Genomic DNA, 24,031 nt, shown 5'->3' with positions numbered 1-24,031 from the left:
TGTTCCTTGTAACTTGTCCACCATATCAGTTCATTATAAAAATCTTAGATTTTTGTCTTGACAACTGAGCCACTATAAAGTCTTGTATTCGCGCATCTGTGCACTGCTGCGCAGGTCTGGGAATGTATTGGGACAATATCTGACCTGCGACGGAATCACCATTGACCAAAACGGGATGAGAGTGTTCTGCGGGGAGGAAGAAATCAGTTTGAGCCAGCCGGAGTACCAGGTGCTTTTGCTCTTTATGAAAAACAAAGGAAAGACAATTCCAAGAGAAAAGTTACTGGAGCAGGTTTGGGACAGCAATGGAAACTTTGTGAATAATAACACTCTTACGGTGACAATCAAGCGTCTAAGGGAGAAACTGCATCAGCCCTCCTGCCTGAAAACCGTAAGAAGCTTTGGATACCGCATGGAGGATACTCTATGACAGGACGAAAAAATGCAGGCGCACTGATCGGGCTCGTCCTGGCGTTCAGTTTGATTGCCTCCGCCGTCACGGCCCTGTTTATGGCAGAGTTTAACAACAGGATGCATTTCCAGCTTATAGGCCATCTCTTCCGGGAACTGACAGAGGAGCAGCCGGACATGGAACAGACGGTGCTGAATGTTTTAAAAGAGTACAGTGACACACCTGCAATGCAGAAAGAGGAAAATGTACTGCTCCGTTATGGCTACAGGCAGTCGGATTTTTTTAAGACCACCCACCGGTATCCATATCTGTTTGCTGCAATTGGTTTTGCGACAGGAAGCCTCCTGTTTCTTTTTACATTCCGCTGCAGGAGAAAAAAGGAAGCGGCGCGTATAAAGGCGTTGACGGTTTATCTGGAAAATGTGAATACGGGCAGTCCGGGCCTGATATCAGAGACCGGAGAAGACGATTTCTCACAATTACAGGATGAGATCTATAAAACCGTGACGATGCTCTATCAGACGAGAGATGCAGCACTGGATGCGAGAAACAAATTTGCTGAGAATCTTTCCAATATTGCACATCAGTTAAAAACGCCCGTCACCGCTATCTCTCTTACTACGCAGATGATGAGGTTCCATCCGTCCGGAGATTATCCAGAGCAGATACAGAAGCAGCTGAACCGTCTGGTTTACCTGGAGGAGGCGCTGCTTCTATTATCCCGGCTGGACGCAGGGACGCTTCCTTTGAAACAGGAGGCCGTGGATATCTATACGATACTGACCCTTGCTGCCGATAATTTACAGGAAGTATTAGCCGATGCGGATGTCAGCGTTGACATACCGGAGGGGAGCCAAATAGAGATTACCGCAGACCTCGACTGGACAATGGAGGCCCTCATGAATCTGCTCAAAAATTGTGTGGAGTATACTCCGGCCGGCGGTACCGTACATTGCTCCTACGATAAGAATCCGCTCTATAAGACGATCATAATCCGGGATGAAGGTGAAGGCTTCACTGGAGAAGACATACCCCGTCTTTTTGAACGGTTTTACCGCGGCCAAAATGCCGGGAAAAACGGGATCGGCATCGGTCTGTCCCTTGCAAAAGAAATCATTGAACTCCAAAACGGCACAATCAGGGCGAAGAATATCCCTGGCGGCGGGGGCTGTTTTGAAATCAGGTTTTACAGTCACTGAGCAGTCACTTTAACCTGTTATAATGATGATACACACCTGTTGAACAGGTACGGACTATATTCATTTTTACAGGAGAGGAGATGATCACATGGAGATTCTGAGATGTGAAAATGTCAGTAAAATATACGGCTCAGGAGAGAACAGGGTGGTTGCTTTAGACCGGGTCCATATCTCGGTAAATAAGGGGGAATTCGTGGCGATTGTAGGAGCCTCCGGCTCCGGGAAATCTACATTGCTGCACATTCTGGGAAGCGTGGACAAGCCGTCGGAGGGAAAGGTTTGGATAGATGGTGTTGACATATCAGCTATGAATCCGACCCAGTCCGCCATATTCCGCCGCAGGAAGGTGGGACTGGTTTATCAGTTTTACAATTTGATTCCAACGCTTACCATCAGGAAAAACATATTGATGCCGCTGATGTTGGACAAAAAGGAACCGAATCGGGAATATTTTGAGTCCATCGTAAACTCGCTGGGCATATCCGATAAACTGGAGGCTCTGCCCAGCCAGCTGTCAGGAGGGCAGCAGCAGCGCGCGGCGATAGCCAGATCCCTGATTTATCGTCCGGCGCTGCTGCTGGCCGATGAACCTACCGGCAATCTGGACCAGAAGAACGGGGCGGAAATCCTTGACATGCTGAAGCTATCGAACCGGAACCTGAAGCAGACCATTTTGCTGATTACCCATGATGAGAAGATTGCGCTGGAAGCAGACCGCATTATAACGATCGAAGACGGCCGCATCATCGGCGACGAAAGACAGAGGTGATCAGGATGTGGAAGGATTATTCTTCAGGTTATATAAAGAACAACAGAGCTTCCGGTATATCAATCATGGCGGCGGCATTTATTGCCGCATTGTTCCTGTCGTTTCTGTGCAGTCTGTTTTATAATATCTGGGTATATGAAGTCGAAAAGCTTACTTTGGATGAGGGGGACTGGCAGGGCCGTATCACCGGTCAGATAAGCGGGGAAGATTTGGCTGTTATCCGGAAGTTTGGCAATGTTGAAAGGGCAGAAATTAATGAGGAATTGTCCGGTGAAAAAGGGACAGTTGTGGATGTATGGTTTCAGAATCCCAGAACTGTTTTTGAGGATATGCCTCTGCTTGCAGAGAAACTGGGGATGGAAGAAGATGCCGCGTCTTATCATCTTGTACTATTGTCCAGGTATCTGATACATGATCCAAACGATGAGGAGCCACCGCTTTTGATGACGTTTTATCTGGCGGTACTGGTAGTAGTTTCGCTGTCACTCATACTGATTATACGCAATTCCTTTGCACTGACCATGAATGCGAGAATTCATCAGTTTGGCATTTTTTCCAGTGTGGGGGCGACGCCCGGGCAGATCCGGACGTGTCTGATGCAGGAAGCGGCCGCACTTTGTACAATTCCGGTAATACTTGGCATCCTGCTCGGCATCGCCTTAAGTTTTGGAGTAAATCAGGCAATGAACGCCATGGCGAAAAATATTCCGGGGAGGTATGAATTAGGTTTTAGGTACCATCCGCTGGTATTTGCGTTGACATTGGCTTCCTCCGTAATTACTGTCCTGTTTTCCGCATGGCTCCCGGCCAGGAAACTTAGCAGAATGACGCCGCTGGAAGCGATCCGCAATACAGGGGAACTGCATCTAAAGAAGAAAAAACAGTCCAGAATACTGACATTACTTTTTGGTGTAGAAGGGGAGCTTGCGGGAAATGCATTAAAAGCCAGAAAGAAAGCCCTGCGTACCTCCACACTATCTCTCACGCTTTCTTTTCTGGGATTCACCCTGATCTTGTGTTTCTTTGCGCTTTCAGGCATAAGCACCAGGTATACTTATTTTGAAAGATACCAGGATGTGTGGGATGTTATGGCAACTGTTAAAGATACGGGGATCGAGGAGTTCGGGCAGACAGGGCAGCTTATGGAACTGGAAGGAGTCCGGGATCTTGCGGTATACCAAAAGGCAGCAGCAGTCAGCCATGTTCCGCAAGACTGGCTCAGTGAAGAACTGGCCTCACTTGGAGGGCCGGAGGCTGTTGCAGGGACATCCGTTACAAAAGAGGGGGACACGTGGCTGGTGAAGGCGCCGGTTGTGATACTGGATGATGCCGCATTTACGGAATACTGCAGACAAATAGGAGCCCCGCCACGGCTTGACGGTACGGTCATACTGAACAGAATATGGGACAGTCTGCACAGTAATTTCAGATATCCAAAATATATCCCCTTTGTGGGGGAAAACCGTGAGTCCGTGTTATTGCAGGATGCTGATCTGGGAGGAGAGAAGACAGAAGTGCCAGTGACAGCATATACACAGGAGATGCCAGCCCTAAGGGAAGAATATGAAGACTATGCGCTGGTGCAGTTTATGCCCCTTTCACTTTGGAAAAAAGTGTCTGGGCAGATTGGAGGCGCAGAATCGGACACTTACATCAGAATTCTGGCCGGGGAAAACGCTTCGCTGAAAGCTCTGGATAAAATAGAAAAAGATGTCCTGCATCTTCTTGCTCCAAACTATAAAACAGAAATAGAAAACCGCATACAGGAGAAAATCACAAATGATGAAATCATTTTCGGATATCAACTGATTCTGGGCGGGTTCTGTGCCATCCTTGCAGTAATCGGAATCGCAAATGTATTCTCCAACACGCTGGGATTTCTGCGCCAGAGAAAACGGGAATTAGCGCAGTATATGTCTGTGGGCATGACAACGGGAGGCATTCGAAAGATGTTTTGTATCGAAGCCCTGGTCATTGCAGGCAGGCCTCTGCTTATTACATTACCGCTTACGGTGGCTGCCGTTGCATTCATGATTAAGGCTAGTCATTTAAATCCTATGGAATTTATCGCTGTGGCGCCCATCATTCCAATGATAATTTTTTGTCTTGTGATTTTTGGGTTTGTAGCATTGGCCTATTATGTTGGCGGGAAAAGGGCTCTGAATTATAATTTATCGGATGCTCTGCGGGATGATACGGTTGACTGATAGATGATCCGAAGGAGCATTATGGTCTAAACAGTAACTGGGTTCAGGGAAAATGACTATAAAGACAATGAAGGCCAATAACTTGACTAAAGACATCAGGAGTACGATAATATATTTATGGATATATAGGTACCGCTCCCTACTGCAGCTGGTACTGTTTGATATCAAAAGCATTACAGATCGGGAAGAGCATAATTGTTCCAGGCTGGAGGAAGAATGTTACAGACCTTCTGCGGATGTGATTGAAGAACTCTTTATTCCTGAGAAAAATTCTCTTTTTAAAAATCAGTTAAAAGAATCCGTAATAGAAGATCATGATTTCTTTGAATTAGCAAGAAAGTGCATCGTGAGAGTTTACGAATCCATCGAATTATGGACAAAAGAATTTGGCCCGGAGGGGTATTTCCGATATATTGAAAACTTTATGGGATCGGAGCCCCTGACCACAAAATCATTTGTTGTAGAGAGTAAATATATGAAATAATAGAATAAAAAGGGACAGACCATTTTGCAAAGGGGTCTGTCCCCCTTTTAATAAAAGATCATTTTCCTGAGTCAGTATGAAGCAGAGGGAAAATGATCTTTTTAAGTTTCAGCCAAAAAAATTTAAAATAAGATTCTTAAAGTACAGATATTTTAATAATAATCGGAATAAATATTCTTTGAAAAACAGAAGTTTGTGAAAATACACAAGAATAAATACGATAAAACAGGAGTTTTGCATTTGAAACAGTAATAATATCTGTATAAAATGACGAATTGATCTTTAAAACACAGAAAACAATTGACTAAAACAAAGGATGGGTGTAAAATTTAGTTAAATCAAAAGAAACAACGTTTCCGGCCGGAAACAGATTTTGCAAAGCAGCAATAAAATATATGTTTATAAAAAGGAGAATAAGTATGAAAGCGTTAGCAAGGTATGGTAAAGAGTTTGGTGGATATCGGATGATAGATGTGCCGGAGCCTGAATGCGGACCGGAGGACATTATTATTGAGATCAAGGCGGCGGCAATCTGTGGTGCAGACATGAAGCATTACAAAGTGGACAACGGTTCCGATGAATTCAATTCCATCCGCGGACATGAGTTCGCAGGCGAGATCGTGAAGGTCGGAGAGCTGGTGAAGGACTGGAAGGTCGGACAGCGGGTTGTATCCGACAACAGCGCCCACGTATGCGGTGTCTGCCCGGCATGTGAACAGGGCGACTTCCTCTGCTGCGAGAACAAGGTGAACCTCGGACTGGACAACAATACCTGGGGCGGCGGCTTTTCAAAATACTGCAAGGTTCCGGGAGAGATTCTGAGAATACATAAACATGCAATCTGGGAGATTCCGGAGAATGTTAAATATGAAGAGGCAGCAGTACTCGATCCGATCTGTAACTCTTACAAGGCAATCGCACAGCAGGCCCATCTCCTTCCGGGACAGGACGTTGTTGTATTCGGAACCGGACCGCTCGGGTTGTTCGCTGTACAGGTTGCAAGGATCATGGGGGCAGTTAACATTGTAATGGTCGGCCTGGAAGAAGACACAAAAGTCCGTTTTGCTGTTGCAAAAGAACTGGGCGCCACACATGTGGTTAACGGATCCAAAGAAGATGTCGTGAAGAGATGTACCGAGATCTGCGGAAGGGACAATCTGGGGCTGGTTGTAGAGTGCTCCGGCGCCAATATCGCACTGAAGCAGGCCATCGAGATGCTCCGTCCGAACGGCGAGGTTGTCCGTGTAGGCATGGGATTCAAGCCGCTTGAGTTCTCCATCAACGATATTACATCATGGAACAAGAGCATTATCGGACATATGGCATATGACTCCACATCCTGGAGGAATGCACTGCGCCTTCTGGAATCAGGAATGATTAAAGTACAGCCGATGATCACCCACAGAATCGGGCTTTCACAGTGGGAAGAAGGATTCGAGGCTATGGCAAATAAAGAAGCAATCAAAGTAATTTTCCACTATGACTTTGAAGATTAAATAAGGACCATAATTAAAGAACATATTGAACTTAATTGGAGAATAAGAGAGCGAGTGAATATGGAAAAGAAATTACTGCTTGCACCATCCATGGGATGCTGTGACTTATATGATTTTGAACACCAGGTACGCTATATCGATGAAAAGGCTGATTTTCTGCATATTGACATCAAGGACGGAAATTATGTAAAGACATTTGGCGTGGGACCGGATTTTATGACTGTGCTGGGGAAGGCAGTCCATACACCCATGGACGCACACTTAATGGTAAAACATCCCCAGGATTACATCGAGGCTTGTGCCGAAGCGGGGGCTGCCTATATTACCCCGCATACGGACTGTATTGAGAGCGATGCGTTTGTTACGATCAACAAAATCCTTTCCCTGGGCTGCAAGGCGGGAATCGCAATGAACCCTGCCGCGCCGCTGGAGGCTATCCGGTATTACCTGCCGCTGCTTTCCAAAGTTACGATTATGATTGTAGACGCGGGATATGCAGGCCAGAAAGTGATTGTCCAGATGTACGATAAAATCAGAACGCTTGTACAATGGAGAGAGGAGATGGGGCTGGACTTTTTGATCGAGGCAGACGGCTCCATGAATGCAGACGTATACGGGCCTCTGTATGAAGCCGGGGCAGATGTTGTGGTTTTAGGACCGCCGGCGCTTTGGAATAAAGATAAGGATATAGAAAAAGCGTGGGAAATCATGGAGAAAGAAGTAAAAAGCGCTCTTTTGGATAAATAATTCAGAGATCCGGCAGGCAGATTCGGACGCCTGTCGGCGGGAATAGACATTACGGGTATGAATATACAGAACATAGAAAAAATAGCAAAAGAATGAGATAGAGAAAGGAAAAGGTTATGAATTCAAATACAAAAAATGTGAATATCGGTGCAAGGCTGGATCGTCTTCCGAATTCAGGTTGGCATATCAAAATGTGGCTGGTATCCGCCTTTGCACTTTTGGTCTGCTGGTCAAACGGTATCGGAGGAGCAGTCCAGAATATCCTTCTGAATGAGATCCACTGGCTGGAGCCGGGAACAAAACTTCTGGCAATGTGGGGGACAACATATACAGCCGGCCAGCTCTTCGGCGCTTTAGTGGGCGGGCCAATCGGTGATAAGATCGGCCGGAAAAAGAGCATCCTTTTATATGAAATTATACATATCATCGCAATGGTGGGCGGCGCAATATCACCGAATATTTACGTACTTTATGTTTTCAGGCTGATTCAGGGATTCGGTCTCGGCGCACTTCTGGTCGTACTGTTCGCCGGATTTACCGAATATGTACCGGGCAGAAACCGCGGGGTATGGTCAAGCCGGAATTCCTTCATCGGCAACTGGGCACATCCAATCTGCAATGGTATCGCATTTTTAATTGTTTCAACAGGCGTAAGCTATATGATGAACTGGAGAATTCAGTTTATGATCCCGTCTGTTCTTTCCATCATCGCATCCATCCTGATTGCGAAGAAATACCCGGAATCACCGAGATGGCTGGAATCTCAGGGCAGACTGGAAGAAGCCGATGAGATCATGACAAAGATTGAAAAAGAGATCGAAGCATCCACAGGTGAGAAACTGCCGCCTGTAACGGAAGAAGCAAAGCAGGTAAAACAGCTTCCATATTCAGCACTGTTCAAGGGCAAGCTTTTAAAAAGAACGATTGTCGGCTCCCTTGTTCTGATCGGCATGAATACGATCCAGTACACATTGATGACCTGGATGCCGTCCCTGTTAAGGTCCTTAGGTTATGACACATCACAGTCACAGTTTATGACCATGTTCGGACTGTTCGGCGCACCATTTGGAATCTTTATCGCATCTTTGATCATGGATAAAATCCCGAGACGCGTTATGGGTGTGATCCTGCTGATTGCCATGGCTGTCATGGGAATTATCACAGGGCAGCAGACCACAATGACCGCATTAATTGTAACCACATTTTTCCTCAATACATTTATTTACATGTACGTATGCTACGCATCCGCGGTATATGTCCCGGAAATGTGGCCGACCTCAGCAAAAATGTCCGGTTCCGGATTCTGTAACGCAATGGGCCGTGTCAGCAATATTTTCTTCCCGTTCCTTGTGACATATATTGCAGGCTCCATTGGAAGCACGGGAGTGTTTGTACTGATTTCTATCGTTGCTGCGATCATTGCGGTATGCATTTTCATCTTTGGCGTAGAGACAAGAGGCGAATCTGTTGAGGACATTGGAAACGTAGAATAACAAAAGGGGGCAGCCCCCAACGGCAGAGGGGTCAGACCCCTCTGCACAGAAAGGAAGGATATCATATGAAAAATTCGGAAGCAATCTTAGTAACCCCGAAACACTTTGAGATCCAGGAGTGTCCGGTTCCGGAACCGAAAGACCATGAGATTCTCATGAAGGTTGAGTATGTCGGCATGTGCGGATCCGACATCCACGGATTCGAGTGCGGACCGTTTATTCCGCCGAAAGACCCGAACCAGAAGATTGGCCTGGGACATGAAGTTGCAGGCGAAGTAGTGGGAATCGGAGCAAAGGTAACCAGGTTTAAAGTGGGCGATAAAGTATTGATCGAGCCGGGTGTGCCGGATGATACATGCGAATACTGCCGGACCGGACGTTATAACATCTGCCCGGGCGTTGATTTCATGGCTACACAGCCGAATTATAAAGGCGCACTGACACAGTACATGACCCATCCGGAAGAATGGACATACCATCTTCCGGAGGGAATGACCACACTGGAAGGCGCACTGGTTGAACCGGCTGCAGTCGGAATGCACGCAGCCATCCTTGGCGGAGCAAAGCCAGGCATGAGCATCGTGATTCTGGGCGGCGGCACCATCGGCCTGATGACAATGCAGGCATGCAAAAGTCTTGGCGCAACAGATATCACGGTGGTGGATGTGATTGAAAAACGTCTGGATCTTGCAATGAAACTCGGAGCGAAGAGAGTGATCAACGGAAAAGAGCAGGATACGGTTGCTGTGCTCAGATCACCGGAACTATATGGGGACCACGGCGCAGACCTTGTATTTGAGGCGGCAGGTGCGGTATTCACGGCACAGCAGGCCGTTCAGATTGTCAGCCGCGGCGGGAAGATCATGATGGTGGGCACACAGTCCAAACCGGTGCCGATCGATTTTCTGAAGATCAACCGCGAAGTTACCATTCAGACCGCATTCCGCTACTGCAATAATTTCCCGCAGACGATCGATGCGATTGCCTCCGGTAAGTTTAATGTAAGAGATATGGTTACCAACATCTATGATTACAAGGATGTTCAGAAGGCATTTGAAGAAGCAATTGACCCGGTTAAGAAAACAGAGATGGTAAAAGGCGTAGTCAAAGTGTGTGATTAAGGAAGAAAAGAGAGGAATAAAACATGTTAGCAGATATCAGATATTGGGAAAATAAAGCAAAAGCAGGAAAGTTTGCAATTCCGCACTTTAATGTATGGAATGCGGAAATGCTGATGGGTGTTATTGATGCAGCAGAAGAATCCAAGGCTCCGGTCATCATTTCTTTCGGAACCGGGTTTGTAGGGAATACCTCATTCGAGAACTTCTCCCACATGATGGTTTCTATGGCAAAGAAAGCGGCGGTTCCGGTTATTACGCACTGGGATCACGGCCGCAGCATGGAGATCGTACAGAATGCTTACAACCATGGCATGAACTCTGTCATGAGGGATGCTTCCGCTTATGATTTTGAGGAGAACATCCGCCTGACAAAAGAAGTGGTAGACTATTTCCATCCACTGGGAATCCCGGTAGAGGCGGAACTGGGACACGTGGGAAATGAGACGGTATACGAGGAGGCGCTGGCAAGCTATCAGTACACAGACCCCTCCCAGGCAGCAGAATTCGTAGAGCGAACAGGATGCGATTCCCTTGCAGTAGCAATCGGAAATCAGCACGGGGTTTATACTTCCGAGCCGCAGCTGAACTTTGAGGTGGTAGAAAAAGTAAGAGACGCCGTATCAGTTCCGCTTGTACTTCACGGAGCTTCCGGAATCGGCGACGAGGACATTAAGAAGGCCATCTCCCTTGGAATCGCAAAAATTAACATCCACACAGAACTGTGCCAGGCGGCAATGACTGCCATTGCGGCAAATGTGGAAAAACCATTCCTGGAGGTGGAAAGAGCGGTAAGAGCGGCAGTAAAACAGCGTGCACTGGAGAAAATCTATCTGTTTGGAGACGACGGAAAGGCGGAATAAAACGTGGAAAAAAGACTGGATGCAATCTGCGTGGGTGCAGCGGTTGTTGATATCCCGCTGCGGCCGGTATGCAGAGATATGTTTGAGATAGAGTCATACCCGCTGGAACAGATATCTATGACCATCGGCGGGGATGCAATTAACGAGGCCACAATCATGTCCCGGCTTGGACACAGGATCGGGCTGATGAGCATGGTCGGCAAAGACGCAGTCGGCGCTTTCATCCGGGAACACTGCCAGAAGAACGGGATTGACGATTCCGGAATCCGGGTCAGGGAAGGCGTTGATACCTCCATCAATGTAGGGCTTGTGACAGAGGATGGGGAACGGACATTTGTTACAAACCGAAACGGAAGTTTGTGGAAAATGACCATCGACGATGTGGATCTTTCCAAACTATCCGAAGCAAGGCTCCTCTCACTGGCCAGCATTTTCAATAATCCTCTTCTGGACTGTAAGGCGCTGGTGCGGATTTTTCAGGAAGCAAAGAAACAGGGCATGATGATCTGTGCGGATATGATCAAGGCAAGGCTTGGCGAGACGCTGGACGATATCAGGGAAGCACTGGGCTATGTGGATTATTTCTTCCCGAACTACGAGGAAGCCTGCATGATGGCGGGAGAGACGGAACTGGATAAGGTTGCGGATATTTTTCTGGGCTGTGGAATCGGGCATGTTGTGATAAAGACCGGTAAAAAAGGATGTTTCATCAAGAGCCGGGACGGCAGTGCCCTGGAGGTTCCTGCAATGCAGGGTATAACGGCAATTGACACGATCGGCGCAGGCGATAACTTTGCATCCGGCTTTATTACAGCCATCCTGGAAGGCAAAGGCCTGAAAGAGTGTGCGGAATTTGCAAATGTGACTGCCTCCATCAGTGTCCAGAGCATTGGGGCAACAACAGGTGTGAAGGACAGGGCACAGGTGGATGCGCGGCTGGAAGAGTATCACAGACAGCAGAACAGAGAATAACCGCAGAATAAGGTATACCCAAAGGGCACCCCGTAACTCATGCCCTGCGGGCGGGTCTGCGGCATAGCCGCAGAATAAGGTATAACAGATAGAAATTCAGAAAGATTGGTGAAAAAAATGAAATATATGGAGTTAGGAAAATCAGGCACACAGATTTCTAAAATGGGTCTTGGGACATGGGCAATCGGCGGAGGTCCGGCGTGGAACGGCGACCTGGATGAGCGCGACTGTATCGACACAATCGTAAAGGCAGTAGAGCTCGGAATTAACCTGATCGACACGGCGCCGGGATATAATTTTGGAAACAGTGAAGTTATCGTCGGTAAAGCCTTAAAAGAAGTAGACCGCGAAAAAGTATGCCTTGTGACAAAATGCGGCATCGTATGGACAAGAGAGGGCGCCCTGTTCAACAAGGTCGGAGACACCCAGCTGTATAAAAATCTGTCACCGGAATCCATCCGTGAGGAGATCGAAGAGAGCCTGAGAAGGCTGCAGACAGATTACATCGATGTATATATGACACACTGGCAGGCTGTAGAGCCGTTCTTTACCCCGATCTCCGAGACGATGCAAGTGCTCAATGAGTTGAAGGCGGAAGGTAAAATTAAAGCAATCGGTGCTGCTAATGTGACGAAAGAGCACATTGCAGAATACGTAAAATACGGAGAACTGGATATTGTTCAGGGAAAATACAGCGTTCTTGACCGTGCGGTTGAGGAGGAGCTGGTGCCGATCTGCAAAGAACATCAGGTAACACTCCAGGCATATTCCCCGCTGGAGCAGGGACTTCTGACAGGAACCCTTCCAAGAGACTATGTGCCTACAGGCGCCCGCGCAAACAAGAAATGGTTCCAGCCGGAGAACATGCAGAAGGCGATGGATATGATGGATGACTGGAAACCATTCTGCGAAAAATACAATTGCAATATTCCGACGCTTGCACTTGCATGGATCATGAACCAGGGACCGCACATCAACCTGCTGAGTGGCGCTACAACAGCAGAACAGATCGAGGTTAATGCAAAAGCGGCAGACATCCAGATCTCTGCTTCCGACCTGCTCAGAATGCGTGCGATGGCGGAAGCTATCGATCAATAAAAGAACCCCGGAAGCCGATGCTGCGCTTTTCGAAGAAATAATTTGTGGTTCGAAGGAGGAAAAAATGCCTTCAAAGGAAAAAACTCTTGCTAAAACTCTAGTGGCGGGTATATTATTAAAGAAAACAGGCACTGAAAATAGTAATGAGAAGAGGAAGGAAAGCATGTCGAGCAGAGAGAGACTGATGGTCATCAGGCAATGTATTCAGAATATGAAGAAAGTATCTGTTGCGGAGCTGAGCAGTCAGTGCTCCGTGACGGAAGAGACAATCCGCCGGGATCTGGATAAGCTGGAAGCCGAGGGCGTTGTAACCAGGATCCATGGCGGAGCAATCTGGAATGCGGATGTACAGAAGGAAGGCATTCATTTTTATAAGAGAATGTCTAAAAATCTGAAAGAAAAACAGAATATCGCCCGCAAGACGGCAGAGCTGCTTGAGGGGAAGCATACCATTATAGCGGACTCCAGCACAACCGTTATGGAGGCGCTGAAGCTGATGCAGGATAATCCGGATGTCACAATTGTGACCAACTCCACGGAAGTATTCCGTGAATTTCAGCAGTCCGCGGTAAATGTCATATCCGTGGGAGGCGAATTTAATAAAAAATCGCTGTCGCTCCAGGGACAGCTCGCGAAGAGCAACATGTCCAAATACCATGTCAGCGTGGCCCTGATCAGCTGCAAAAGCGTGGATATTGAGAAGGGTGTCCAGGACTCCAATGAAAGCGAGGCGGAGATTAAGAAGATTATGCTTGAGCAGGCGGATGAGGTGGCCCTCCTTGCAGATCATACCAAGTTTGACCAGACGGCATTCGTATGCCTGATTGATCTGAAGAGTGTAAACTATATTATCACAGACAGACAGCCCAGCGATATCTGGATACATTACTGCAGGGAGAACGGGATAGAGCTTATATATTAAACAACACTACACCTATAAACTAAAACTGAACACCTGAGTTTTCGGCTATACTGTGAAACAAACTCCATTAGAAAAGCTGCCATTTTGGGCGGCTTTCTTTGTTTTGGGCTAGATAAACAGTATAAATATTTGAAACACAGAATATATTGCTTTGAAAACAAAAATGTGCATAAAAACAAGATAAAAAAGTTGTGAAAAACAACTAAAAATATTTGAAACACAGAAATAATGTTGACATTAATCACCATAAAATGTAAAATAAAAGTAGATCAAAGACAGGGGCGTGTAACCTTAGAAGTATGAGTAAGGCCCTGAAAACCGGCATTTCTTTCTTCTTGGCAACGGGGGATATAGGTTGGGTAGGAAAGCCGGAGACGTTCTTGGAAAACCAAAAATAGAGAAGCGATGCAAAGCAAAAGCAAAGAAGAAAGAGGTTGGTGGATTTTATGGGTAAGAGAAGGAAAAAAATGTCGATCATCAGGCGGATGATGTTTGCAGTACTGTTCGGATTCTGCGCCGGTTTTTTGTGTCTGCTGCTGAGAGAATTTCTGCTTGGAAATGGAAACAGTGATGTCTGGAATACGATTCATGCCATTTTCTTTCAGGATATCACGGCGACAGAAGGAATCGAAGGAATCGGGCTGTTCTATATTATCGGGCAGGTATTTATGCGGGGACTTCAGATGTCGATCGTTCCGCTGGTCATCACCTCTCTGAGTCTGGCGCTCTGCAGTCTGGCAGATCCGGAGCGCCTTGGCAAGATTGCCGGAAAGACATTTATTACATATATCTGTTTCTATGCGGCGGCGGCAGCCCTCGCAGGGGCAGCGGCCTATTTCGTGAAAAGTATGGGCTGGTTTGATGTAAAGCTTCCGGGAGAGATGGTGACAGAGGCAGTCACCATGGAAGGATATAATCCCCTGGTCACAATTGTAAATGCCGTGCCGTCAAATATCTTTTCCGTATTTTCATCTAACAGTTCCATCCTGTCTGTAGTAGTTGTTGCCATTATCATGGGCCTGTGCATGACGGCAATGGGGAAAAAGGCAGAGCCATTGAAAAAGGTTCTTGAGAACTTAAACGAGATTGTACAGAGGTTTCTGGACTTCTTGATTGATGAGGCCGGCCCCATAGCGATTTTCTGCATGATTACAAGAACCCTTGCAGTATATGGGATTGAATATATCGGTCCCACGCTGGTGTGGATCGTGACGACAATCGTAGTCAGTCTGGCACTGGTAGTTACGATTTATCCGATTGGAATCATGCTGACAACACGGATGAATCCGATTCCGTTCATGAAGAAAACATTTAAGGTTGGCTTGTTTGCAGCGGCTACGAATTCATCAGCAGCTACCTTACCGCTGAATACGAGAACCTGTGTGGATGAGCTTGGATGTACGGAAGAGATCAGCAGTTTTGTCCTGCCGACAGGTATGACAGTGAATATGAACGGTACCACCGCAATGCACATGATCGCCGTTACATTTATCGCGTCTGCGGCAGGCATCGATATCAAACCTTCCACCCTGGTCGTAGCGGCCTTCCTTTCGATCTGTACGGCAATGGGAACACCAGCAATTCCAGTGGCCGGCACTACCATGGTATATGTAGTTATGACCGGGCTGGGCCTGAACAGTGACTTATGCATGATTGGATATTCCCTTGTACTTGCAATGAATTACCTTCCGGGTATGGCGGTAATCACGCTGAATGTCATCGGAGATGCAGCAACGAATCTGATTATTAACGTAAAAGAAGGCGTGCTCAATAAAGAAAAATATTATAAGAAAATGGAAAAGGAATAAAACCTGCGGATTCTATACGGCGGAGAACCGCAGTCTTAATGAAAAATATGTGGTCAAAGATGGCTGCAATGTGTTCAAAATGAAGTGATTTTGAACACATTGCAGCCTTTTTTCAACACGATATAGGGGCAGGATTTTCTGAATCATATTAGATATTAAGGCGGCAGAAATAGCAGATGAAAAAATGGCTGAAAAAATGAAATATCTTTTGCTGCATTTAGCTGGAAATAGTATGAGAAATCCTTTATACTATAAGTATTTCGGTTCTATAGAAATTAGAAGGATAAAGAGAGAAGGTTACCTTATGTTAACAGGTATGAAGAAATTATTCGCCCCGGTAGATATGACGGAGGGGAGCCCGTGGAAACGGATTGTTGCATTTACGATTCCTATGCTGATGGGAAATATTGCACAGCAGCTGTACAATACGGTGGACAGCATTATCGTGGGAAGATTTGTGGGGGATAATGCCCTTGCAGCAGTCGGGAGCGCGGGGCCGATTCTCAATCTGCTGCTGGTCCTGTTTGTGGGAATTTCGGTCGGAGTGGGAATCATGGTGTCCCAGTATTTTGGGGCCAGGCAGAGATTGGAGTTATCCAAAACGATTGGCTGTTGTATTACCCTGACCGTGATAACAACGATCCTGGTTATGGTGGTCACACCGATCGTCACGATGCCGCTTTTGAGGCTTTTGAATACGCCGGATACGATTATCGGATGGTGCAATTCGTACCTTATGATTCTGTTTATGGGGATTATCGGGTGTGCATTTTATAATATTCTGGGCGGGATTCTCAGAGGTTTGGGGGATTCCATTTCGGCCCTTGTTTATCTGCTTGTAGCTACCGTACTGAATATTGTTTTGGATTACATATTTGTTGCGTATTTTAACATGGGAGTTGCCGGAGTTGCCCTGGCTACTGTGATTGCGCAGATGGTATCGGCGCTGTTGTCTCTGCGGAAGCTGCTCAGAATGAAAGAGGTATTTGATATGAAGAAAGAATACCTTGTGCCGGAGAAGAAGTATATGTGGGGCCTGATACGTTTGGGGCTGCCTTCCGGGTTAACCCAGGCGATTTTTTCGCTGTCCATGATTATTGTACAATCTCTGACAAACAGCTTTGGTGAAATGTTTATCGCTGCCAATGTGATAGTGATGCGTGTGGATGGGTTTGCAGTCATGCCGGCGTTTTCTTTTGGAACTGCGATGACCACTTATTCCGGCCAGAATGTGGGCGCGCGCCGGATGGACCGGGTTGTGCAGGGGGCTAAGCAGGGGACTGCCATAGCAGTCGGAACGTCTACGGCGATCACCATCCTGATCCTGCTGTTCGGCAGATATCTGATGTCCATATTTACCTCCACACCGGAACTGGTGGAATTAAGCTTTTCCATGATGAAGATACTGGCTGTGGGCTATATCGCCATGGAGGTGACCCAGTGTCTGTCGGGTGTAATGAGAGGGGCAGGCGATACCGTGACGCCGATGTGGATTTCTATGGTGACCACAGTTGTAATCCGCGTTCCGCTGGCCTATGGTATCGCGTGGCTGACCAGATCCGATTCCATGCCTAACGGAAACAGTGCATGTATTTTTATCTCCCTGCTGATCTCATGGATACTGGGAGCGTGTATTACAGTTCTCTGCTACCGCGCCGGACGGTGGAAGAAAAAAGCAATAGCAGAATAGAAAGGAACGATAACAGGAGCCGTGCATAGTAACCTGCGCGCCCCCTGTTCTGAACATATGGAGATGATGAAAAGTTATAAAAAAACAATTTATGCCTGCTATACAGGGTACATTACCCAGGCAATCGTTAATAATCTGGGGCCGCTGCTGTTTTTGACCTTTCAAAACCAGTTCGATATATCTGTGGAAAGAATCGGTTTCCTGATTACACTGAACTTCGGCGTACAGCTTGTGGTTGACCTGCTGGCCGCAAAATATGTGGACCGTATTGGCTACAGAATCAGTATTGTGGCCGCTCACATCATGGCATCCGCAGGGCTTGTGGGAATGGGCCTGTTCCCGTTCGTGATGCCGGATCCCTATCTGGGCCTGCTGGCAGCTATTGTGCTGAACGGGATCGGCGGCGGACTGATCGAAGTCCTGATCAGTCCGATTGTGGAGGCTGCACCTTCGGGGGAGAAGGAAAAGGCGATGAGCCTACTTCATTCTTTTTACTGCTTCGGGCAGGTGGGCGTGGTGATACTGTCCACGCTGGGCTTTAAAGTATTCGGGATGGAACACTGGAATTACCTGCCGGTTATCTGGGCCGTGGTTCCGTTTGTCAATATTTTTGTTTTTACAAAAGTTCCGATCCGTACCCTGGTTGAGGAAGATGAGAGGCTGCCGGTAAGAAAGCTTTTTTCCATGAAAATGTTCTGGATTTTTGTTCTGATGATGCTCTGCGCCGGTGCATCCGAGCAGGCCATGTCCCAATGGGCTTCCTACTTTGCGGAAAGCAGCCTGCAGGTATCGAAAACGATGGGAGACCTGATGGGACCCTGCGCGTTTGCGGCATTGATGGGGGCATCCCGGGTATTCTACGGAAAATGCGGGGACAAAATCCCTCTGGAGAAGTTTATACTGGGCAGCAGTATTTTGTGTATCATAAGCTACCTGTTCGCGGTCTTTATGCCGGTTCCGGTTCTGAGCCTGCTGGGCTGTGCGATGTGCGGGCTCTCAGTGGGAATTATGTGGCCGGGTACGTTTAGTATTGCGGCAAGAGAATGTACCCGGGGAGGAACGGCAATGTTTGCGTTTTTTGCACTGGCTGGAGATGCCGGATGCATGGCGGGGCCGGGACTAACGGGCGTAGTGGCGGAACAATTCCCGAGATGGGGGCTGAAGGCGGGCCTGCTTTTTGCCATTGTATTTCCTGTTGGGATGGCGGGGATACTATTGGGGAGGCGGGCCGGGAAAGTACAGAGGATGCCGGACAGAAACCTGTGACAGGAACCTGACGGGAAGCAGTCTTCCGATTTCGCGGGCTGCTGTTTTGTGAAGAAATACTTGGGCGGGGGTGAAAATTGCTTACAGCAATGAATTTTCACCCCCGCCCTTTATCTGAGCACTCTCAGAAACTCTATGTGTGAACGCAATGCATGCGAAACAGGAAGACGGTTTCTTGATAACCTGTGCCTTGTTATTATATTAATTCACATAACTAATTAATTGTGATGCATAATTGTTAAAAAACTGTGAAATATTGAACCATATATTGACATTTCTATATAATACTACTAATATAATCGTTAAACGTCTAACTAATTTTCGGATTTGGGATAGGGATTCCGGGAAAGGAGATTTATATGAATTGTGATGCCAACCATGTTCCCACAGTTGGGATTATGAGCCAGATCATGCATATGAGCATGAATCGGGCCAGGCTGTTATTTGATGAGTATGATTTAAAGATTGGGCAGGCGGGGATTCTCTTTATGCTGGAACATTTTGGAGAGATGTCCCAGCGGGAACTTGCCTCGAAGATGAATGTGACTCCGCCGTCTATTACTGCGGCAATCGGGAAGATGGAACGTCTGGGATACATCAGGCGTAAGCCGGATGATAAAGACCAGAGGATTATGCGTCTGAGTACCACTGATAAGGGGAAGGCGTGCCTGGAGCATACCAAAAAAGTGGCGAAGCAGATGGATGAACTCATGTTCAAAGGCATGAGCCAGGAGGAGAAGCTGCTGTTTAGAAGACTTCTGCTTCAGATGCAGGAGAATTTAAAAGAGGAAAAAGAACTCTCCGGTTTAAAATGACAGACATGATAGTATATGCAGAAAGGGAGATATTATGAAGAAACTATTTAAGTATATGGGGATGTACTGGAAAGCCGTTATAGCGATTCTGGCAGTCCTCATCATACAGGCGTACTGCGACCTGTCGCTGCCCGGATATACTTCGGACATTGTGAATGTCGGGATTCAGCAGGGCGGTATTGACGAATCGATACCGAGAGCAGTTACGGCGGATGATATGGAGAAGCTTCTGCTTTTTGTAAGCAGCAAAGATGCGGATACAGTGAAAGAAGCTTATCAGTTGAAGGAGAAGGACACAGGGTATGACTATGACGGTTCTGTGTATGTCCTGAAGAGTAAGGCCGCAGAGGATGAAGCGCAGGTGGAAAAACTGTCCTCAATTCTTGGCAGTCCGATGATGCTGGTGTCCGGCTTTGAATCCGGAAGCGATATGACTGACCAGATGGAAGTCTCCATGAAAGACAAAATGAAGGCTATGATTGAGGAGCAGGCGCAGAAGCAGGCAAAGGAACAGATTGACGCTCAGCTGAAAAAGATAGATGAAGCCGATGTATTTGAACTGTTTGGTATGATTCCTGAGGAGCAGCGTTCTGAGGTGACGAAGCAGATAGAGGACAAATTTTCCGACATGCCGTCGACTATGATAGACCAGGCTGCCAAAGTGTACATTAAGGATGCATACACACGGCTGAACGTGGACACAGATCAACTGCAGAACAGTTACCTGTTGTCTACGGGGGCGAAGATGGTAGGACTTGCATTTTTGGGGATGGCAGCCAGCATTCTGGTAGGATTTATGGCTTCCCGCGTGGGTGCAACTGCAGGACGTGATCTCCGAGGAAAAGTATTCCGGAAGGTTGTCGGCTTTTCGAACAATGAATTCGACCACTTCTCAACTGCGTCTCTGATCACGCGGAGCACAAACGATATCCAGCAGATCCAGATGCTGCTGGTTATGCTGCTGCGGCTGGTATTATATGCACCGATTATGGCCGTGGGAGGCATTTACAAAGTATTCCATACCAATGTATCCATGTCATGGATCATTGCACTGGCAGTGATCCTGATCGGCCTGGTAGTTCTGGTTCTATTTACCGTGGCTATGCCGAAGTTTAAGATTCTGCAGACCCTGGTAGATAAGCTGAACCTGGTTACAAGGGAGATTCTGACAGGGTTATCCGTTATCCGTGCATTTTCGACGGAAAAGCACGAGGAAGCGCGTTTTGACAAGGCAAACAGGGATCTGACGAGAACGACCCTTTTTGTAAACCGTGCCATGACATTCATGATGCCGGTTATGATGCTGATTATGAACGGCATTTCCGTTCTGATTATCTGGAGCGGCGCCCACGGCGTTGACAGCGGACAGATGCAGGTCGGGGATATGATGGCCTTTATTCAATATACAATGCAGATCATTGCCAGCTTCCTGATGCTGTGCATGATTTCCATTATGCTGCCAAGGGCGGCCGTTTCTGCGGACCGTGTAGATGAAGTGCTTACAAGCAAAACCATAATACATGATCCGAAGGAAGCAGTAAAGCTGCCGGAAAAAATGCAGGGCGTTCTGAAGTTCGACCATGTATCGTTCCGATATCCGGGGGCAAGCGAAGACGTGCTCCACGATATTGATTTCACAGCGAAGCCGGGTGAGACAACTGCGATCATCGGAAGCACGGGAAGCGGCAAGTCCACGCTGGTGAATCTGATTCCAAGGTTTTATGATGTGACGGAAGGCAGTATTACCCTGGACGGCATAGATATCCGCGATATAACCCAGCATGACCTGCGGGATAAGCTGGGATATGTGCCGCAGAAAGGGGTGCTGTTCTCCGGCGACATTGCTTCTAATATTATGTATGGGAACCCGGAGGGCAGCGATGAGGAGATGGAAGAGGCAGCAGCAGTCGCACAGGCTGCCGGATTCATTGAAGAAAAATCCCAAAAATATGAGAGCCCGATTTCCCAGGGAGGAACGAATGTATCGGGCGGACAGAAACAACGCCTCTCCATAGCCAGAGCGATCGCAAAACATCCGGATCTCTATATTTTCGACGACAGTTTTTCTGCGCTGGATTATAAGACAGATGTTACGCTTAGAAGAGCGCTGAAGGAAAATACGGCAGACAGCACGGTACTGATTGTTGCGCAGCGTATCAGTACGATCCTGCATGCGGAACAGATTATTGTTCTGGACGATGGTATGGTGGCAGGGAAGGGTACACACCGGGAGCTGCTGAAGAATTGTGAAGTATATCAGCAGATTGCGGCATCCCAGCTGTCGGAGGAAGAACTGAAGGCGGGGATGGAGACAGCAGAGTCAGACACGAAAGGAAGGGAGGAAAACAGCCATGAGTAGAGAAGGCGGCAGAAGGCCTATGGGCAGACGGGGCCCTATGAAGGGTATGGTTCCGGGTGAGAAGCCAAAGAATCTCAAAGCAACCGTAAAAAAACTGCTCAAATATATGAGCAAATATAAAATACAGCTGTTTTTCGTAATCGTATTTGCGATCGGCGGTACGATTTTTAACATCATTGGCCCGAAGGTCCTTGGTAAGGCAACTACGGAGATATTCAACGGCCTGGTCAGCAAAGTGTCCGGCGGAGACGGCATGGATTTTGGGAAAATCGGTCAGATCCTGATCTTTACGCTGAGCCTGTATCTGGTGAGCGCCTTGTGTTCGTTTGTTCAGGGCTTTCTGATGACCGGCATTTCCCAGAAAATGACATACCGTCTGAGGAGAGAGATATCAGAAAAAATCAACAGAATGCCGATGAATTATTTTGATACAAAGACATATGGTGAAGTGCTGTCCAGAGTGACCAATGATATAGATACGCTGGGACAGAGCCTGAATCAGAGTATGACCCAGATGATTACTTCAGTTACGACAATCATCGGTGTGCTGGTCATGATGCTCTCGATCAGTCCTCTGATGACAGTAGTGGCGCTTTTAATACTTCCGCTTTCCATCGGTTTCATTTCCGTGATCATGAAACGTTCCCAGAAGTACTTCCGCGGACAGCAGAAATACCTCGGTGAAGTCAACGGACAGGTGGAGGAAGTATATGGCGGCCATAACATCGTAAAGGTATTTAATAAAGAAAAAGATGTAATAGAAGAATTCGAAGAAACCAACAATAAACTATACGACTCTGCATGGAAGTCCCAGTTCATATCCGGTATGATGATGCCGATCATGCAGTTTGTCGGGAACCTGGGGTATGTGGTAGTTGTTATTCTGGGAGGTTATCTGGCGGCAAAGCGTACAATCGAGGTTGGAGATATCCAGTCCTTTACGCAGTATGTAAGAAACTTTACGCAGCCGATCCAGCAGGTAGCGCAGGTAGCCAATCTGCTGCAGTCCACAGCAGCGGCATCCGAGCGTGTGTTTGAATTCCTGGAGGAAGAGGAAGAAGACCAGACTGTGCAGAATCCGGTATCCGTGGAAGGTCTGCAGGGCAATGTCGAGTTCGACCATGTACGGTTTGGCTACAATGAGAACAAAATTATTATCAATGATTTCTCTGCCAGGGTAAAAGAAGGCCAGAAGATAGCGATCGTAGGGCCCACCGGAGCGGGTAAGACCACGATGATCAAACTATTAATGCGTTTTTATGATGTCAGCAGCGGAGCCATTTTGATTGATGGACATAATATCAAAGACTTCAACCGGAGCGAACTGCGCCAGATGTTCGGCATGGTGCTTCAGGACACGTGGCTGTTCCACGGAAGCATCCGGGATAACATCCGTTACGGAAAACTGGATGCAACAGACGAAGAAGTGATCGAAGCGGCAAAGGCAGCGAGAGTGCACCGTTTTGTCCAGACACTTCCGGGCGGTTATGATATGGAACTGAATGAGGAAGCCAGCAACGTATCCCAGGGCCAGAAACAGCTCCTAACCATCGCAAGAGCCATCCTGGCAGATCCAAAGATCCTGATCCTGGACGAAGCAACCAGCTCTGTAGACACAAGAACAGAGATCCAGATTCAGAAGGCCATGGACACCCTGATGAAGGGCAGAACCAGCTTTATCATAGCCCACAGGCTGTCAACAATCAGGGATGCCGATATCATCCTTGTTATGAAAGATGGAGACATCGTAGAACAGGGGAACCACGAAGAACTGATCCGCAAAGGCGGGTTCTATGCAGAACTCTACAATTCCCAATTCGAGAGGGCGGCGGGGTAGAGGTTTATTGCTGGTGGGGGCGCCTGCCTGGACCAGGGAGATGGCTGCCTCCGCGGCAAACCGGGATGGTTTTCGGAAGCAGGCCGCTTACGGAGAAGTTCTAGCACAAAATGAGCCGTCCACGAGGGCACGTACAACATTCAGCCAGAAAGCCTGATGCTTTCTGGCCTCAGGTAGTACTGAAAAGTGATTTGGAAAATCACTTTTCATCCCTCGTGGACGGCTCATTTTGCGCAAGAACTTCTAGACCGTGCGCTCGATGCTTCCGAAAACCATCCCGGTTTGCCGCGGAGGCAGCCATCTCCCTGGCCCAGGCAGGCTGGGCGCATCCGGCAGGAAGAAAAAACTCTTTTGGGGAGCCTGGACGGGGGAGGCGGATGGGAATTGGCGGATAGGGAATGACCAGTCAGGAGATAGGTAAGTCTTTTGTTTCAGGAGATAGGTAAGTCGATTCAACAGGTGGTAAGTCGAATTGT

General features: G+C 47.5%; 19 protein-coding genes. All 19 read left to right on the top strand.

Going from position 1 to position 24,031, the window contains the following annotated elements; translation table 11 throughout:
• Window positions 1-127 precede the first annotated feature (127 nt).
• The 19 genes from GKG43_RS20765 to GKG43_RS20675 all read left to right on the top strand — a co-directional run bounded on the left by GKG43_RS20765 (window position 128) and on the right by GKG43_RS20675 (window position 23,555).
• Window positions 128-430 (top strand): winged helix-turn-helix domain-containing protein, encoded by a 303-nt coding sequence (locus tag GKG43_RS20765; RefSeq protein ID WP_347562143.1) that lies wholly within the window; start codon window positions 128-130, stop codon window positions 428-430.
• Window positions 427-1,611 (top strand): HAMP domain-containing sensor histidine kinase, encoded by a 1,185-nt coding sequence (locus GKG43_RS20760; RefSeq protein WP_055154268.1) that lies wholly within the window; start codon window positions 427-429, stop codon window positions 1,609-1,611. Before GKG43_RS20765 ends, GKG43_RS20760 begins: the two co-directional genes overlap by 4 nt.
• 88 nt (window positions 1,612-1,699) lie before the next feature.
• Window positions 1,700-2,380 carry an ABC transporter ATP-binding protein gene (locus tag GKG43_RS20755; protein ID WP_055154266.1) on the top strand — a complete coding sequence of 227 codons (681 nt, stop codon included), beginning with the start codon at window positions 1,700-1,702 and terminating at the stop codon, window positions 2,378-2,380.
• Window positions 2,381-2,385: 5 nt separating this feature from the next.
• Entirely contained in the window at window positions 2,386-4,587 is a 2,202-nt protein-coding gene (locus tag GKG43_RS20750) for an ABC transporter permease (protein WP_129879788.1), read from the top strand.
• A gap of 82 nt (window positions 4,588-4,669) precedes the next feature.
• Complete coding sequence (locus tag GKG43_RS20745) at window positions 4,670-5,071, top strand: hypothetical protein (RefSeq protein WP_129879786.1); 402 nt, start codon at window positions 4,670-4,672, stop codon at window positions 5,069-5,071.
• A 419-nt stretch (window positions 5,072-5,490) separates the two neighbouring features.
• Window positions 5,491-6,567 carry a zinc-binding dehydrogenase gene (locus tag GKG43_RS20740; protein WP_050638784.1) on the top strand — a complete coding sequence of 359 codons (1,077 nt, stop codon included), beginning with the start codon at window positions 5,491-5,493 and terminating at the stop codon, window positions 6,565-6,567.
• A 60-nt stretch (window positions 6,568-6,627) separates the two neighbouring features.
• Window positions 6,628-7,314 carry a ribulose phosphate epimerase gene (locus tag GKG43_RS20735; RefSeq protein WP_050638783.1) on the top strand — a complete coding sequence of 229 codons (687 nt, stop codon included), beginning with the start codon at window positions 6,628-6,630 and terminating at the stop codon, window positions 7,312-7,314.
• Window positions 7,315-7,430: 116 nt separating this feature from the next.
• On the top strand, window positions 7,431-8,807 hold the full coding sequence (locus GKG43_RS20730) for an MFS transporter (RefSeq protein ID WP_050638782.1): 1,377 nt from the start codon (window positions 7,431-7,433) through the stop codon (window positions 8,805-8,807).
• Between the two features lie 65 nt (window positions 8,808-8,872).
• The gene (locus GKG43_RS20725; RefSeq protein ID WP_050638781.1) at window positions 8,873-9,928 is read left to right on the top strand and encodes an NAD(P)-dependent alcohol dehydrogenase; all 1,056 of its coding nucleotides are present in this window, start codon (window positions 8,873-8,875) and stop codon (window positions 9,926-9,928) included.
• Window positions 9,929-9,951: 23 nt separating this feature from the next.
• A complete protein-coding gene (locus tag GKG43_RS20720) occupies window positions 9,952-10,788 on the top strand; it encodes a ketose-bisphosphate aldolase (RefSeq protein ID WP_055154260.1) in 837 nt (278 codons plus the stop codon).
• A 3-nt stretch (window positions 10,789-10,791) separates the two neighbouring features.
• On the top strand, window positions 10,792-11,760 hold the full coding sequence (locus GKG43_RS20715) for a sugar kinase (RefSeq protein WP_055154258.1): 969 nt from the start codon (window positions 10,792-10,794) through the stop codon (window positions 11,758-11,760).
• A 117-nt stretch (window positions 11,761-11,877) separates the two neighbouring features.
• Window positions 11,878-12,858, top strand: a complete 981-nt coding sequence (locus GKG43_RS20710; protein WP_050638779.1) for an aldo/keto reductase — start codon at window positions 11,878-11,880, stop codon at window positions 12,856-12,858.
• Between the two features lie 163 nt (window positions 12,859-13,021).
• On the top strand, window positions 13,022-13,780 hold the full coding sequence (locus tag GKG43_RS20705) for a DeoR/GlpR family DNA-binding transcription regulator (RefSeq protein ID WP_330377586.1): 759 nt from the start codon (window positions 13,022-13,024) through the stop codon (window positions 13,778-13,780).
• Between the two features lie 446 nt (window positions 13,781-14,226).
• A complete protein-coding gene (locus GKG43_RS20700) occupies window positions 14,227-15,588 on the top strand; it encodes a dicarboxylate/amino acid:cation symporter (protein WP_050638778.1) in 1,362 nt (453 codons plus the stop codon).
• A 304-nt stretch (window positions 15,589-15,892) separates the two neighbouring features.
• Window positions 15,893-17,278 carry an MATE family efflux transporter gene (locus GKG43_RS20695; RefSeq protein WP_050638777.1) on the top strand — a complete coding sequence of 462 codons (1,386 nt, stop codon included), beginning with the start codon at window positions 15,893-15,895 and terminating at the stop codon, window positions 17,276-17,278.
• 66 nt (window positions 17,279-17,344) lie between these two features.
• A complete protein-coding gene (locus tag GKG43_RS20690) occupies window positions 17,345-18,544 on the top strand; it encodes an MFS transporter (protein WP_330377587.1) in 1,200 nt (399 codons plus the stop codon).
• 359 nt (window positions 18,545-18,903) lie between these two features.
• Window positions 18,904-19,359, top strand: coding sequence for a MarR family transcriptional regulator (locus GKG43_RS20685; RefSeq protein WP_050638776.1), 456 nt, complete (start codon window positions 18,904-18,906; stop codon window positions 19,357-19,359).
• Window positions 19,360-19,393: 34 nt separating this feature from the next.
• The gene (locus tag GKG43_RS20680; protein ID WP_055152722.1) at window positions 19,394-21,718 is read left to right on the top strand and encodes an ABC transporter ATP-binding protein; all 2,325 of its coding nucleotides are present in this window, start codon (window positions 19,394-19,396) and stop codon (window positions 21,716-21,718) included.
• A 19-nt stretch (window positions 21,719-21,737) separates the two neighbouring features.
• A complete protein-coding gene (locus GKG43_RS20675; protein WP_347562144.1) occupies window positions 21,738-23,555 on the top strand; it encodes an ABC transporter ATP-binding protein in 1,818 nt (605 codons plus the stop codon).
• The last annotated feature ends 476 nt before the right edge of the window (window positions 23,556-24,031 follow it).

Source organism: Eubacterium sp. BIOML-A2 (assembly GCF_009680135.1).
In the GTDB taxonomy this organism is placed as follows: Bacteria; Bacillota; Clostridia; order Lachnospirales; family Lachnospiraceae; genus Faecalicatena; species Faecalicatena contortus_B.
The sequence above is the reverse complement of the archived record's forward strand: the minus strand, read 5'-3'. Positions and strand labels throughout refer to the sequence as shown.

Bases quoted from the DNA above. Each gene is read 5' to 3' on its own strand.
- GKG43_RS20760 (WP_055154268.1), top strand. From the start codon at position 427: ATGACAGGACGAAAAAATGCAGGCGCACTGATCGGGCTCGTCCTGGCG.
- GKG43_RS20755 (WP_055154266.1), top strand. From the start codon at position 1,700: ATGGAGATTCTGAGATGTGAAAATGTCAGTAAAATATACGGCTCAGGA.
- GKG43_RS20750 (WP_129879788.1), top strand. From the start codon at position 2,386: ATGTGGAAGGATTATTCTTCAGGTTATATAAAGAACAACAGAGCTTCC.
- GKG43_RS20740 (WP_050638784.1), top strand. From the start codon at position 5,491: ATGAAAGCGTTAGCAAGGTATGGTAAAGAGTTTGGTGGATATCGGATG.
- GKG43_RS20735 (WP_050638783.1), top strand. From the start codon at position 6,628: ATGGAAAAGAAATTACTGCTTGCACCATCCATGGGATGCTGTGACTTA.
- GKG43_RS20730 (WP_050638782.1), top strand. From the start codon at position 7,431: ATGAATTCAAATACAAAAAATGTGAATATCGGTGCAAGGCTGGATCGT.
- GKG43_RS20725 (WP_050638781.1), top strand. From the start codon at position 8,873: ATGAAAAATTCGGAAGCAATCTTAGTAACCCCGAAACACTTTGAGATC.
- GKG43_RS20720 (WP_055154260.1), top strand. From the start codon at position 9,952: ATGTTAGCAGATATCAGATATTGGGAAAATAAAGCAAAAGCAGGAAAG.
- GKG43_RS20710 (WP_050638779.1), top strand. From the start codon at position 11,878: ATGAAATATATGGAGTTAGGAAAATCAGGCACACAGATTTCTAAAATG.
- GKG43_RS20705 (WP_330377586.1), top strand. From the start codon at position 13,022: ATGTCGAGCAGAGAGAGACTGATGGTCATCAGGCAATGTATTCAGAAT.
- GKG43_RS20700 (WP_050638778.1), top strand. From the start codon at position 14,227: ATGGGTAAGAGAAGGAAAAAAATGTCGATCATCAGGCGGATGATGTTT.
- GKG43_RS20695 (WP_050638777.1), top strand. From the start codon at position 15,893: ATGTTAACAGGTATGAAGAAATTATTCGCCCCGGTAGATATGACGGAG.
- GKG43_RS20690 (WP_330377587.1), top strand. From the start codon at position 17,345: ATGAAAAGTTATAAAAAAACAATTTATGCCTGCTATACAGGGTACATT.
- GKG43_RS20685 (WP_050638776.1), top strand. From the start codon at position 18,904: ATGAATTGTGATGCCAACCATGTTCCCACAGTTGGGATTATGAGCCAG.
- GKG43_RS20680 (WP_055152722.1), top strand. From the start codon at position 19,394: ATGAAGAAACTATTTAAGTATATGGGGATGTACTGGAAAGCCGTTATA.
- GKG43_RS20675 (WP_347562144.1), top strand. From the start codon at position 21,738: ATGGGCAGACGGGGCCCTATGAAGGGTATGGTTCCGGGTGAGAAGCCA.